Origin of the sequence: Rhodospirillum sp. A1_3_36 (genome assembly GCF_047263945.1) — a bacterium.
Classification (GTDB): Bacteria; Pseudomonadota; Alphaproteobacteria; order Rhodospirillales; family Rhodospirillaceae; genus Rhodospirillum.
In genome coordinates this window covers 81,358-93,981 of record NZ_JBLAVB010000012.1, presented here as the reverse complement: position 1 = coordinate 93,981, position 12,624 = coordinate 81,358, and the positions used below count along the sequence as shown (strand labels likewise).

The following is a 12,624-nucleotide window of genomic DNA, read 5'->3' as shown; positions in this document are numbered from 1 at the left end:
GCGAAACCAGGGCCTGAGGCCCCGGACCCCCATTGGGGATCAAAGGGGCCGTGACCCTTTGCGGGTCTGGGCTGGGCCCAGAAACTGCGAAGCAGGTTTTCCGGATTTTCGAGGAAACGGTGTATAGATCACGATGAAATCAGGTCGAGCAGACCTGATTTCATCGTGATCTATGGGTCTGTTCTCGGGACCGGATGGCCTTTGAGTGTTTTCAATGCCATGATTGCTGTGCGGCTTCTCATCGGAGGAGTAGACTGTTCTCCCCCGGCCATTGGAGAGTCCCGTCATGAGTGCATTTGCCATCCTTGTTATCGCCATTTTGGTGTTGGTGATGCTCATCCTGCTGCTGGGGGTGCGCATCGTGCCCCAGGGCTGGGAATGCACCTTGGAGCGGTTTGGGCAATACACCCGAACCCTGACCCCGGGCCTGAATGTCATTGTCCCCTTTGTCGACCAGATCGGCGCCAAGATGAACATGATGGAGCAGGTCCTGGACGTGCCCAGCCAGGAAATCATCACCAAGGACAACGCTATGGTGGAGGTCGACGGGGTTGTCTTTTATCAGGTGCTCGACGCGAAACGCGCCGCCTACGAGGTGCGCCAGCTCGAATTGGCCATCCTTAACCTGACGATGACCAATATCCGGACGGTCATGGGCTCCCTGGACCTGGATGAACTCCTGTCCCAGCGTGACAGGATCAATGCCAGCCTGCTCTGACGGTGGTGGATGATGCGACCGACCCCTGGGGCATCAAGGTCACCCGCATCGAGATCAAAGACATCTCTCCGCCCCGGGATCTGGTGGAAGCCATGGGCCGTCAGATGAAGGCCGAACGGCTGAAGCGCACCCAAATCCTGGAGGCAGAAGGGGCGCGGGCGGCGGAAGTTCTGAAGGCCGAAGGGGCGATACAGGCTGCCATCCTGGAAACCGAAGGGCGTCGGGAAGCGGCCTACCGCGATGCAGAGGCTCGGGAACGGCAAGCCCAAGCCGAAGCCAGCGCCACCAGCATGGTCAGCGCGGCCATTGCGTCGGGCGATGTGCGGGCGATCAATTACTTTGTTGCTCAGACTTATGTGGATGCCCTGAAGGATATGGCCTCGGCCCAGAACCACAAGGTGATCCTCATGCCCCTGGAGGCCTCGGGCGTGATCGGGGCCATCGGTGGTATTGCAGAACTGGCGAAGGAGGCCTTCGGTCCCCAGGCTCCAAGTGGTGTCGGTGGGGGAGTCGCCGCGCCGTCCGCGCGGGCGACATCTGCCGCTTCCTCTTCATCGTCCTCGCCCGCCGCTGCTCCCATATCCGTATCCCTGGCCAATCTGGATGCGACAGCGGACAGCCGTGACGGCGCGTCCCCCTCCTCCGGCCCCTGGGGTTAGGCGGTATGGATATCGATCCAGGATTCCTGCCCACCTTCTGGCATTGGTGGATCTTGGCCGTGGTGCTGCTCGCCCTGGAGCTGATGGCGCCGGGCGTTGTCTTCCTTTGGGTGGGGATCGCTGCGGCAATTGTTGGGGGGGTGATCCTCTTCGCCACCCATTTGGCCTGGGAGGGTCAGGTTCTTCTGTTTGCCGCTCTTTCCCTTGCGGTTACCGCAGGGGGACGGATCTGGTGGAAGTGTCGCAGCGTCGAGGAACGCGATCCGACCTTGAACCGACGGGGGGCCAGCTTGATTGGGACGACCTGTGTCTTGGTAACCGATCTGGTCAATGGGCGGGGTCGGGCGCGGGTCGGCGATTCCACCTGGACAGTCACAGGACCGGACACGCCCAAGGGCACAGCGGTTCGCATCACTGCCGTTGACGGAAGCATTCTTTCCGTGGAACCGGCGGCGTAAAGGGGAGGACCCGTTTAGAGCATGTTGCGTGAATCACATTTCACGCAACATGCTCTAGAAGCCGTTATCCCAACCTTTCAGAAACATGTTCATCCGGCGACGCCGGGAAGACGATCGTCTTGTTCCCGTTCAGGAACACGCGGTTATGGATATGGGCATGAACCGCCCGGGCGAGAACCTGGCTTTCCACGTCCCGCCCCAGGGACACGTAGTCCTCGGCGCTTTGTGCATGGGTGACGCGAATGATGTCCTGCTCGATAATCGGACCCTCGTCCAGGTCGGCGGTCACGTAGTGGGCCGTCGCACCGATCAGCCTTACCCCGCGTTCATAGGCCTGTTTATAGGGATTGGCGCCCTTGAAGGACGGCAGGAAAGAATGGTGGATATTGATGATCCGCCCCGACATCGTCTTGCACATATTATCGGACAAAACTTGCATGTAACGCGCCAGGACAATCAGATCCGCGCCACTTTCCTCGACAATACGCATCTGGGCGGCCTCGGCCTCCAGCTTGTTCTCTTTGGTCACCTTGATGCAATAGAAGGGAATATCGTGATTCACCACCTGCTTCTGGTAGTCGAAGTGGTTGGAAATCACAGCCACGATCTCGATTGGCAGGGCACCAATTCGGGCGCGGTACAGCAAGTCGTTCAAGCAGTGCCCGAACCGGGAGACCATGATCACGACCTTCGCCTTGCGGGATTGATCGTGGAAGGCATAGTCGATGGAGAAATCCTTCGCTATGTCCGTGAACCCATTGGAGAGGTCCTCGCGTCCTTTCCCTTCTTCCGAAATGAAGTTCAGGCGCATGAAGAACTGCCCTGTTACGCGGTCCGTGAACTGACTGCTATCGCGGATGTCACATCCCATATCCGACAGGTAGGTGGATACGGCAGCGACAATCCCGCGTCGCGTGGGACAAGAAACGGTGAGAATTTGAACGGTCATTGCTGTTCCTTTTTTGCTTCTTTTTTCGCAGGTCAGCACTCAGGCAAATTGACCGCGAGCCCCCCTTGTGAGGTTTCCTTGTACTTCAGATTCATGTCCCGCCCTGTCTCGAGCATGACCTTGACGCAGTTATCCAATGGCATGAAATGCACACCATCGCCGCGCAATGCCAAACTGGCTGCGGACACGGCCTTGATGGCCCCCAGGGCGTTGCGCTCAATGCAGGGCACCTGAACCAGGCCCGAGGCCGGGTCACAGGTCAGGCCCAGGTGGTGTTCCAGGGCGATTTCCGCCGCGTTTTCCACCTGCTCGTTGCTCCCCCCCAGGGCAGCGCACAGTCCGGCCGCAGCCATGGCGGCGGCGGACCCCACCTCGCCCTGGCAGCCCACTTCCGCACCGGAAATGGAAGCATTGTGCTTGATCAGCCCACCAACGGCGGCGGCCACCAAAAGCAGGTCCCGTACGCCGTCCCGGGTTGCTCCCGCGCAATGGTCGAAGTAGTAGCGAATGACGGCGGGCAGGACGCCCGCCGCGCCGTTGGTGGGGGCCGTCACGACACGACCACCTGCGGCGTTTTCCTCATTCACCGCCATTGCATAAACGCTCATCCAGTCATTGGCATGGTGGGGGTAGAGAAGATTCCGCGTCCGCTCCGACTGAAGCTGTTCGTAGATCGCCTTGGCCCGTCGCTTGACCTTCAGGCCCCCCGGCAACACACCGTCCAGGGTCAATCCCCGTTGAATACAGGCATTCATGACCTCCCAGATCCGGTCCAATCCGGCATCCAGCTCGGCGCCATGCATGACCTCCTCGTTGGCGCGCTTCATCTGGGCGATCGTCTTGCCCGACGCCAGCCCCATGGCGAGCATTTCCCGGGCGGTTCCAAAGGGATAGGGGAAGCGGTGGGCGAGCTTTTCCGCGCGAAGGTTCAGGTTCTCCGCATCTTTTTCGGCCAGTTCCGCCTCTGTCAGAACGAACCCGCCACCGATCGAATAATAGGTCTCCCGCAGGACGACCTCCCCGGCAGCGTCAAGGGCCGTGAGGACCAGTCCATTGGCATGTCCGGGCAAAGCCGGACCAAAGTCGAAGACAAGATCCGTGTCCGGATTGAAAGCCAAAGCTCCAAATCCTTCGACCAACACGGCGCCATCGCGGCGCACAGCCTCTTCGATCTCCTCTATCCGGTCCAGGTCAAGGGTATCGGGTTGCAATCCACAGAGTCCAAGGATCACGGCACGGTCCGTGCCGTGCCCTTTACCGGTGAAGGCGAGCGACCCATGGAGGCGCGCGCCCAGGCGAACCGGCTTTCCCGCTGCGGGCATCCCATGGGATGTCCTCCGCAGGTCATCGAGAAAGCGAGCCGCCGCCGACATCGGTCCCATGGTATGCGAAGAAGAGGGACCGATGCCGACTTTGAAGAGATCAAAGACCGAGAGGAACATTCATGAGCCGTAGATCGGAAACGCGGCGCAGAGGGATTCCACCTCGGCCAAGACTGCGGCTTCAATCTCGCGGTCTCCCTCGGGATTGGCGGACAGGGCATCCAAGACCCGCAGGATCATGGATCCCACCGCCTTGAATTCCGCCTCGCCGAAACCGCGGGTCGTGCCCGCAGAGGTGCCCAGGCGGATCCCGGACGTCACGAACGGCTTTTCCGGATCGTTGGGAATGGCGTTCTTGTTGCAGGTCAGGCCCGCGCGCTCCAGCGCAATTTCAGCGATCTTTCCAGTTACCCCTTTGGGGCGCAGGTCAACCAGGACCATGTGACTGTCCGTGCCGCCGGAAATAATCCCCAAACCGCCCTCCTTCAATACCTGGGCCAGGGCCCTGGCATTGTCGACCACTTGGCGGGCATAGCCGGAAAACTCGGGCCGCAGAGCCTCGCCAAAAGCCACGGCCTTGGCGGCGATGACATGCATCAGCGGTCCCCCCTGATTTCCGGGAAACACGGCGGAATTCAGCTTCTTGGCCAGGGCTTCGTCATTGGTCAGGATGACACCGCCCCGGGGGCCACGCAGGGTCTTATGGGTCGTCGAGGTGACCACATGGGCATGGGGAACCGGATTGGGATACACCCCGCCGGCGATCAACCCAGCGTAATGGGCCATATCCACCATCAGATAGGCGCCCACTTCGTCGGCGATCTTGCGGAAGCCTTCGAAGTCGATGCTCCGCGGATAGGCGGACGCCCCGGCGACAATCAGTTTCGGCTTGGTTTCCAGGGCCTTCTTGCGCACGGCTTCCATGTCGATCAGGTGGGTCTCGGGATCCACCTCATAGGACACCACGTCGAACCACTTGCCCGACATGGTCACCGGAGATCCATGGGTCAGGTGTCCACCATGGGCCAGGGACAACCCCATGATCCGGTCACCGGGCTGGAGCAGAGCCAGAAACACCGCCTGATTGGCCTGGGCACCGGAATGGGGTTGCACGTTCACATAGGCCGCGTTGAACAACTGCTTCAGCCGCTCGATGGCGACGGCTTCGACCTTGTCGACGTATTCGCAACCGCCATAATACCGCTTTCCGGGGTACCCTTCGGCGTACTTATTGGTCAGGACCGACCCCTGGGCGGCCAGGACATCGGCAGACACGATGTTTTCCGAGGCAATCAGTTCGATCTGGGTCTTCTGGCGGGTCATTTCCTCGGCCAAGGCGGCGGCAACGACTCCGTCCTTCACCTCGACCCGAGGCGCTTGCGTAACCATGAACCTGTTCTCCACATTTTTATTAATTTCAGAGGCTTTCGGCGGCCAGTTCGGCGCAGCCGGTCTTGAGCAAAGCCAACAGATGCGGTGCGAAGCTGTTCCAAACGTCCATGCGGTAGGTATTGGGCGCGTCCCGCCACAGGAGGACGCTCGTCCCGTCAAACAGCGTGCGGCGTCCCTCGCCGGGCGGAATGGCCTCCACATCTCGGGCGCAGCCAATGGTCAGCAGTTCGCTGGCTTGAGTCCCGTCAATCACCAGACTGATTTCCCGACCCGAGATATCGACCAGACTGTGGGGATGGCTGGGATAGATCGCCGCGAAAGCATCGATGAGCCCCGCGACGGCGTCAACGGGTGTGTTCAAGGTCCACTCATCGGGACCCAGGCGGAGAGCCTGGACATCATCCGTTTGGGCACGCTGGCCGATCCGCTCGGGCAAGGCGAATCCCAGGGGCTGGGCGAAGGGGGTCAAGTCCCCCCGGGCCCGCAAGGACAGCCGCCCCCGGGGAGCGGGAAGGGAAACCTGGACGGCAGGGGACGTTGCGAGCACACCGGGAATCCGAGAAGAAAGAGTCGTGGTCATCATCGTCTCCAGGTCAGATCTTGACGCGCGCGTTTTCGGGATCGACGAACACGGTGCTGGTGATCCGCGCCGCGATTGTCCGGTCGGGCATGGGGATGTGAACGATCTCACCCATCCGGTCATGCCCCCCTTCGACCAAAGCCAGAGCGATGGGCCGCCCGACGGCGTCGGAGTGATAGGACGAGGTGACATGTCCGACCATTGTCATCGGGATGGGCTGGTTGGGATCGAAAACGATCTGCGCCCCTTCCTCCAGCTTGCTCCGGTCTTCGGTCAGAAGCCCCACCAATTGCTTTCGTCCAGGAGCCACCAGGTCGGGACGCGCCATGCCGCGCATACCGACAAAGTCCCGTTTCTTTTTGCCGACCGCCCAAGACAATCCCGCGTCGCCCGGTGTGACGGTGCCATCCGTATCCTGACCGACGATGATGTAGCCCTTCTCGGCCCGCAACACGTGCATGGTTTCCGTTCCGTAGGCGGTGATGCCCAGGGGCTGCCCCGCTTTCCACAGGATTTCCCAAAGAGCGCGGCCCTGGTAGGCGGGGACGTTGACCTCGAACCCGATCTCTCCGGTGAAGCTGACGCGGAACAGGCGGGCGGGCATGCCTGCCACGGTGCATTCCACGCAGGACATATGCGGGAAGGCCTCTTCGGTGAGGGTCACCCCCTCCACCAGCGGCGCCAGCAGTTTGGCGGCGTTCGGGCCATTCAAGGCGATGGTCGACCACTGTTCGGTGGTGGAAGTCAGCCAGACGTTCAGGTCAGGCCATTCGGTCTGAAGAAAATCCTCCATCATATTGAGGACCCGAGCCGCCCCACCGGTGGTGGTGGTGACGTGGAATTTGTCTTGGGACATGCGACCAATCACGCCGTCATCGCGGATATATCCGTCATCCCCCAACAGCAGACCGTAACGGCACCGTCCCGGCGCCAGTTTGGTCCAGGGGTTGGTGTACATGCGGTTCATGAATTCCGCCGCATCGGGTCCGACCACCTCGATCTTCCCCAGTGTGGAGGCATCGAAGATCCCCACACTCGCCCGGGTGGCCTGGCATTCGCGCCGCACGGCAGCGTCCATGTCTTCCCCTGACTTGGGGAAGTACCAAGCCCTGCGCCATTGGCTGACCGGTTCAAAGGCCGCGCCGTTTTCCTCGGCCCAGCTGTCGATATTGGTCTTCCGCGTCACCTCGAAATGGCTCCCCCGGTGATACCCGGCGAAAGCACCGAACGTGGTCGGCGAATAGGGGGGACGGAAGGTGGTCAACCCCACCTCCGGTGCCCGTTTTCCAAGGGCCTCGGCAGCGATGTTCAGACCGTTGATGTTCGACATTTTCCCCTGGTCGGTGGCCATGCCGTTGGTGGTATAGCGCTTCACATGCTCGATGGAGCGCATGCCCTCCTTCACCGCCAACCGCAGATCCTTGGCCGTCACGTCGTTCTGGAAGTCGACGAAGGCCTTGTTCTTTCCCAGGTAGCGGTTCGTGGGCAATTCCCTGTGGGACACCCCCGACCCTGGGCGGTCGTTCTCGACAGCCAAATCCGTGACATGGGATGTTCCACCGAGCGCCAGGACGGCCTCCCTCCCCTTTTCGGCGCCATCGGTAACGGCGGCCTGGATGCCCCAAAGCCCTCGACCGGCCCCCGCGACGCCGCAGTTTTCCCGCGTGACATCCGGCAGGAAGGTACTTTGGCCATCGTCCCAGGCCAATGTCCCTTGGGTATGGGAAAACAGGTGCAGAGAGGGGGTCCAGCCGCCGCTCATCAGGACGCAATCGCAGGGATAGGTGGTCTGCTGTCCAACCTTGGTGCCGTCAACCGCAGCAAGGTTAATGGAGATCACCCGAAGACGCCCGGATGTGGCCACCGCCGTATGGGACAGAAGAACGGGGATCGACCGTTTCTTGGCCTCGGTCAAGAGGTGGTCTGACACGGTGGGCCGGGTATCAGCGATCGCCTTGACCCGCGCTCCCGCGTCGGCCAGATCGAAGGCCGCGTACCAGGCGCTGTCATGGCTGGTGAGAACCACCGGCTCACGGCCCACCTTGACGCCATAGCGGTTCAGGTATGTCTGCGCCGCGCCCGCCAGCATCACACCGGGACGGTCGTTGCCATGGAAAACCAGTGGCTTTTCCAGGGCGCCCTGGGCCAGCACCACCCGGCGGGCCCGAACCCGCCAAAGGCGTTCCCGGGGCAGGTTCTTGGGTTGGCTGTCCATGTGGTCGGTCAGCTTCTGGCAGAGACCGACCATGTTCTCGTGGTAATAGCCGATGGCCGTGGTCCGCGTCAGGATCCGGACACCCTTGGCCTTCAAGGCACTGACTTCCCGATCCAGCCAATCCCAGGCCGCCAATCCGTCAATCCGGGCCTGGGGCTCGGACAGCAGGGTGCCGCCTGCCTCGGCATTTTCATCGACAACGACAACCTTCAGACCGGCGTCCGCGCCCACCCGGGCGGCGGCCAGACCGGCGGGGCCGGAACCGACGACCAGCAAATCACAGTGCAGATAGCGCGAGGCATAGCTGTCCGGATCGGGCGTGGTGGGAGAGACGCCCATACCCGCAGCGGCCCGGATGAAGGGCTCGTAGACCTTGTGCCAGAAAGACTTCGGCCACATGAAGGTCTTGTAGTAGAAACCCGCCGAAAACAACATGTAGGCCGCGTCGTTCACCGCGCCCACGTCAAACTTCAGGCTGGGGTATTTGTTCTGGGAGGTGACGGTCAGGCCATTCCACACTTCTTGAACGGTGGCGCGGGTGTTGGGCTCGAAGCGTCCCGCTCCCCGGCTGGTGCCGACAACGGCATTCGGCTCCTCCGACCCGGCGCCAAGAATGCCGCGAGGGCGATGGTATTTAAAGGATCGCCCCACCAGATGGACACCATTGGCCAATAGGGCCGAGGCGATCGTATCGCCTGCGAGCCCCTGATAGTCCTTGCCGTCGAAGGTGAACCGCACGGGCCGGTCGGACCGGACTCGCCCCCGGCCCGCAATACGGAACTGGCTCATTTCTGGTTCTCCGCCTCAATGGGAAGATCAGGGCGGGGCTCTCCCGCCTTGTAGGTGGTCAGGAACTTATCCGTCGTGGTGTGGCGCAGGGCGTTGAAGAAGCGGCCGCACCCATGGACATGGCGCCAGCGTTCGGCCGTAACACCCTTCTCGTTGGCCCGGATATACAGATAGGCTTCCCATTCCTCGTCGGTCTGAGTGGACGGCAGGTCGGGGCGGGCGATATGGGCCTGACCGGCGTGGACAAACTCCACCTCCGGCAGGGTTTCCTCGCAGTAGGGACAATGGATCAGAAGCATATCGATATCCTCAATGCGCCACGGCGGCTGCGGCCGCTTCGTCGATCAGACGACCGGTGCGGAAACGGTCAAGCGTGAAGGGAGCGTTGATCGGGTGCGGTTCGTCCTTGGCGATGGTCCAGGCCAAGGTATGCGCCGCCCCCGGCGTCGCCTTGAAACCACCGGTGCCCCACCCGCAATTGACGTAGAGCCCCGGAACCGGCGTCTTGGAGATGATCGCGGACCGGTCTGGGGTGACATCGACGATGCCGCCCCATTTTCGGAGCATGCGCACCCTGTTGAACATGGGGAAGATCTCGGTAATCGCCGCGACCGTATGTTCGATCAACGGCAGGCCGCCCCGCTGGGAATAGGAGGTGTATTGGTCCGTGCCCGATCCAATCACCAGTTCGCCCTTGTCGGATTGGCTGATATAGGCGTGCACGGCGTTGGACATGACTACACAGGGGAAGATTGGCTTCAAGGGTTCGGACACCAGGGCCTGAAGGGGATAACTCTCCAACGGCAGGCGCACCCCTGCGGTTTCCATGACCACTGAAGTATGACCGGCGACGGAGACGCCGATCTTCTTGCACTTGACGAATCCCTTGGCGGTCTCCACCCCCTCCACGGCTCCCTGGGCATTGCGCCGGATGGCCAAAACCGGGCAGTTCTGGATGATGTCGACTCCCCGGGAGGACGCGCTGCGGGCGTAGCCCCAGGCCACGGCATCATGGCGGGCGGTTCCAGCTCGCTCCTGCAGGGCGCCGCCCACAACCGGATACCGGGCCGTCGGCGAGATATCCAAGGGAGGACAGTATTCCTTGCATTCTTCCTTGGTGAGCCAGCGATTATCCACCCCATTCAGGCGGTTGGCATGGATGTGTCGCTTGAAGCTCTGGACGTCGTGCACCGTATGGGCCAGCATCAGGCATCCCCGGCGGGAATACATGACATTGTAGTTGAGATCCTGACTCAGGTCCTCCCACAAATCGACCGCATGATCGAACAGGCGGGCGCTCTCGTCATAGAGGTAATTGGAGCGGATGATGGTCGTATTCCGCCCCGTATTGCCTCCGCCAAGCCAGCCCTTGTCGATCACCGCCACGTTGGTGATGCCGTGCTCTTTGGCCAAATAGTGGGCGGCGCCCAGACCATGGCCGCCCGCGCCGATAATGACCACGTCGTATTCGGCCTTGAGTTGGCTGTCGGGCCATTGCTCGGTCCAATTCTTGTGGCCGGTCAGGGCGTTCGTCAGAAGGGAAAATGCGTTGAAGCGCGTCATGGTGCATACCGCCAGCTATGGAGGACTAGAGCGGAATGAGGAAAAGTGGGTGCGGTTTTCCGTCTCATTCCGCTCTAAATATATGATTTAGATCACGTTTATGAAATCAGGTCGGACAGACCTGATTTCATCGTGATCTAGAGCATTTTCCGATCGGACGATGTCACTGCGCGATTCCGTCCAACCACGACGTGCTCTAGGAGAGAGGTTAGTTTTCCGTCATGCTCGGTCGGAGGTAACTTTGCGCCAACTCACTTGAAGGTTTGCGTCATGCCCGAAGACAAGACTTCATCCCGGAAGCCGCTTCGTGTCGCCTTCCTGCTGGCGGACCGGTTCACCCTGTCGGCCTTCGCCAATTTCGTCGATGTCCTCAGGCTCGCGGGGGACGATGCGGACAAATCCCGTCCCATCCTCTGCGAATGGTCGGTGCTCTCTGGCGACATGTCGCCCATCCGCTCGAGCTGTGGCGTGCGGGTCCAACCGGACAGGCGGGTCCGAAACGCCGGAAGCTACGATTACATCGTCGTCGTCGGCGGCTTGATCGGGGATCAGAGCGCCCTGGACGCAGAACTGACCGCCTTCCTGAGGGCCCGCGCCCAGGAGGGAACGGCGCTGGTGGGCCTCTGCACCGGGGTGTTCGTGCTGTACGAGGAGGGGCTGTTGCAGGGGTATCGCTGCTGCGTCAGTTGGTTTCACCACCAGGACTTCATCGACCGCTTCGATTCGGAAACCCCGGTCGCCGACCAACTGTTCGTCGTGGACCGAAACCGCCTGACCTGCTCGGGCGGGCATGGAACCTCCCATCTGGCTGCTTTTTTGGTGCAACGACACATCGGTCTGTCGGCGGCAACAAAAAGCCTGAACATCATGATGGTGGACGCGGCGTTCAGCGGGGAGCGACCGCAGCCCGGCCAGCAATTGACGCGGCGGGCCAAGGATCCCGTGGTCAAACGGACCATCCTGCGGATGCAGCAGAATATCGAATTTCCCAAGTCCATCGAGGATTTGGCCGATGACATGGATATTGCCCGTCGCACCCTGGAACGCCGGTTCATGACGGATCTGGGACGCTCCCCCCAAAAGATTTACGTGGAACTGCGCCTCGACCGGGCCATGTTGCGGCTTCGCGAGACGGAGGACTCCATTGCCGAAATCGCCATGGCCTGCGGCTTCTGTGATGCCCCCCATCTCTCCCGAACCATGAAAGCCGAACGGGGCTCCACCCCTGCTCAATATCGCAAGGCTCAGGGCGCGATTGCCTCGGCTCTTACCCCGGAGCCAGCGCCCCTTTCCGAATAAATACGGAGATGCAGGATGCGTGCTTGGAAGACCCTCATCGGCCCACCAAAAACGAGGTTGTCAATCGGAACGAGAGAATGGGCTCGTAGAGGCCAGAAATTTATGTATTGGATATAGGCAGCTCGAATTCAAGCTCACTTTCAAAAAAAAGCAAGACCACTGAAGCAGAAATAACGAACTACGACGCCTACAATTCGTACGGCTGATTCTTCGAAAACCGCCCACCTTGTCATATAATGCAAAAAAATCGAATATATAGCCATTTTCACTTTGATAAACAGAGAATAAAGGAGAAATTACTTTAATAACAAAATAATAAAGGTTACCCAAGCCCTGCGCAAAAAGTAAAAAAATTAGCCAGACGTCGCCAAAATACCGCCCGGTCGTCGCATTGGTTCTGCCTCATGGTGCGAGAACGATCTCTAAATTCTCCATCGGAAAGTGCCGCCCGGTCAAAAACAACACGTGCCGCCCCTAAAAAAGGAACAGGGAGAATTTCGGGTGTTCTTAGAGCCACGATATTCAGCACGGAGCAGAGACCACCGCCCGGAAACGGGCCTTGGGGACGACGTCCTCCCGACTTCGGGGGACCCGTGTCGTGGTCTTGCGCTCCCCGGCCAGAGCCCGGAAGCGGGTTCGTTCTATTCCGACCTTTCGCGTCGGGGATTTACAGGGTGGAT

At 60.7% G+C, this 12,624-nt stretch carries 11 protein-coding genes; 4 read left to right on the top strand and 7 right to left on the bottom strand.

The window, feature by feature from the left end; genetic code table 11:
• Positions 1-286 precede the first annotated feature (286 nt).
• From ACLIRY_RS20245 to ACLIRY_RS20235, 3 genes are read left to right on the top strand one after another with little or no spacing between them, the layout of a single operon-like run.
• On the top strand, positions 287-718 hold the full coding sequence (locus ACLIRY_RS20245; protein WP_413207240.1) for an SPFH domain-containing protein: 432 nt from the start codon (positions 287-289) through the stop codon (positions 716-718).
• Positions 719-723: 5 nt separating this feature from the next.
• Positions 724-1,377 carry an SPFH domain-containing protein gene (locus tag ACLIRY_RS20240; RefSeq protein WP_413207239.1) on the top strand — a complete coding sequence of 218 codons (654 nt, stop codon included), beginning with the start codon at positions 724-726 and terminating at the stop codon, positions 1,375-1,377.
• Between the two features lie 5 nt (positions 1,378-1,382).
• A complete protein-coding gene (locus tag ACLIRY_RS20235) occupies positions 1,383-1,835 on the top strand; it encodes an NfeD family protein (protein ID WP_413207238.1) in 453 nt (150 codons plus the stop codon).
• A 64-nt stretch (positions 1,836-1,899) separates the two neighbouring features.
• Here the strand turns inward: ACLIRY_RS20235 and purU are convergent, their stop codons facing one another.
• From purU to ACLIRY_RS20200, 7 genes are read right to left on the bottom strand one after another with little or no spacing between them, the layout of a single operon-like run.
• A complete protein-coding gene (gene purU, locus ACLIRY_RS20230; protein ID WP_413207237.1) occupies positions 1,900-2,784 on the bottom strand; it encodes a formyltetrahydrofolate deformylase in 885 nt (294 codons plus the stop codon).
• 32 nt (positions 2,785-2,816) lie between these two features.
• The gene (locus ACLIRY_RS20225; protein WP_413207236.1) at positions 2,817-4,226 is read right to left on the bottom strand and encodes an L-serine ammonia-lyase; all 1,410 of its coding nucleotides are present in this window, start codon (positions 4,224-4,226) and stop codon (positions 2,817-2,819) included.
• On the bottom strand, positions 4,227-5,495 hold the full coding sequence (glyA, locus tag ACLIRY_RS20220; RefSeq protein WP_413207235.1) for a serine hydroxymethyltransferase: 1,269 nt from the start codon (positions 5,493-5,495) through the stop codon (positions 4,227-4,229).
• A 28-nt stretch (positions 5,496-5,523) separates the two neighbouring features.
• A complete protein-coding gene (locus ACLIRY_RS20215; RefSeq protein WP_413207234.1) occupies positions 5,524-6,078 on the bottom strand; it encodes a sarcosine oxidase subunit gamma in 555 nt (184 codons plus the stop codon).
• Between the two features lie 13 nt (positions 6,079-6,091).
• Complete coding sequence (locus tag ACLIRY_RS20210) at positions 6,092-9,082, bottom strand: sarcosine oxidase subunit alpha (protein WP_413207233.1); 2,991 nt, start codon at positions 9,080-9,082, stop codon at positions 6,092-6,094.
• Positions 9,079-9,381: a sarcosine oxidase subunit delta gene (locus ACLIRY_RS20205; protein ID WP_413207232.1), complete on the bottom strand. Its 303-nt coding sequence runs from the start codon at positions 9,379-9,381 to the stop codon at positions 9,079-9,081. The genes ACLIRY_RS20210 and ACLIRY_RS20205 overlap by 4 nt, the downstream gene beginning before the upstream one ends.
• Before the next feature lie 10 nt (positions 9,382-9,391).
• Positions 9,392-10,645, bottom strand: a complete 1,254-nt coding sequence (locus tag ACLIRY_RS20200; RefSeq protein ID WP_413207231.1) for a sarcosine oxidase subunit beta family protein — start codon at positions 10,643-10,645, stop codon at positions 9,392-9,394.
• 270 nt (positions 10,646-10,915) lie between these two features.
• Between ACLIRY_RS20200 and ACLIRY_RS20195 the strand changes: the two genes are divergently transcribed.
• A complete protein-coding gene (locus ACLIRY_RS20195) occupies positions 10,916-11,944 on the top strand; it encodes a GlxA family transcriptional regulator (RefSeq protein ID WP_413207230.1) in 1,029 nt (342 codons plus the stop codon).
• Positions 11,945-12,624: the final 680 nt, after the last annotated feature.

Bases quoted from the DNA above. Each gene is read 5' to 3' on its own strand.
- ACLIRY_RS20245 (WP_413207240.1), top strand. From the start codon at position 287: ATGAGTGCATTTGCCATCCTTGTTATCGCCATTTTGGTGTTGGTGATG.
- ACLIRY_RS20235 (WP_413207238.1), top strand. From the start codon at position 1,383: ATGGATATCGATCCAGGATTCCTGCCCACCTTCTGGCATTGGTGGATC.
- purU (WP_413207237.1), bottom strand. From the start codon at position 2,784: ATGACCGTTCAAATTCTCACCGTTTCTTGTCCCACGCGACGCGGGATT.
- ACLIRY_RS20225 (WP_413207236.1), bottom strand. From the start codon at position 4,226: ATGTTCCTCTCGGTCTTTGATCTCTTCAAAGTCGGCATCGGTCCCTCT.
- glyA (WP_413207235.1), bottom strand. From the start codon at position 5,495: ATGGTTACGCAAGCGCCTCGGGTCGAGGTGAAGGACGGAGTCGTTGCC.
- ACLIRY_RS20215 (WP_413207234.1), bottom strand. From the start codon at position 6,078: ATGACCACGACTCTTTCTTCTCGGATTCCCGGTGTGCTCGCAACGTCC.
- ACLIRY_RS20210 (WP_413207233.1), bottom strand. From the start codon at position 9,082: ATGAGCCAGTTCCGTATTGCGGGCCGGGGGCGAGTCCGGTCCGACCGG.
- ACLIRY_RS20205 (WP_413207232.1), bottom strand. From the start codon at position 9,381: ATGCTTCTGATCCATTGTCCCTACTGCGAGGAAACCCTGCCGGAGGTG.
- ACLIRY_RS20200 (WP_413207231.1), bottom strand. From the start codon at position 10,645: ATGACGCGCTTCAACGCATTTTCCCTTCTGACGAACGCCCTGACCGGC.
- ACLIRY_RS20195 (WP_413207230.1), top strand. From the start codon at position 10,916: ATGCCCGAAGACAAGACTTCATCCCGGAAGCCGCTTCGTGTCGCCTTC.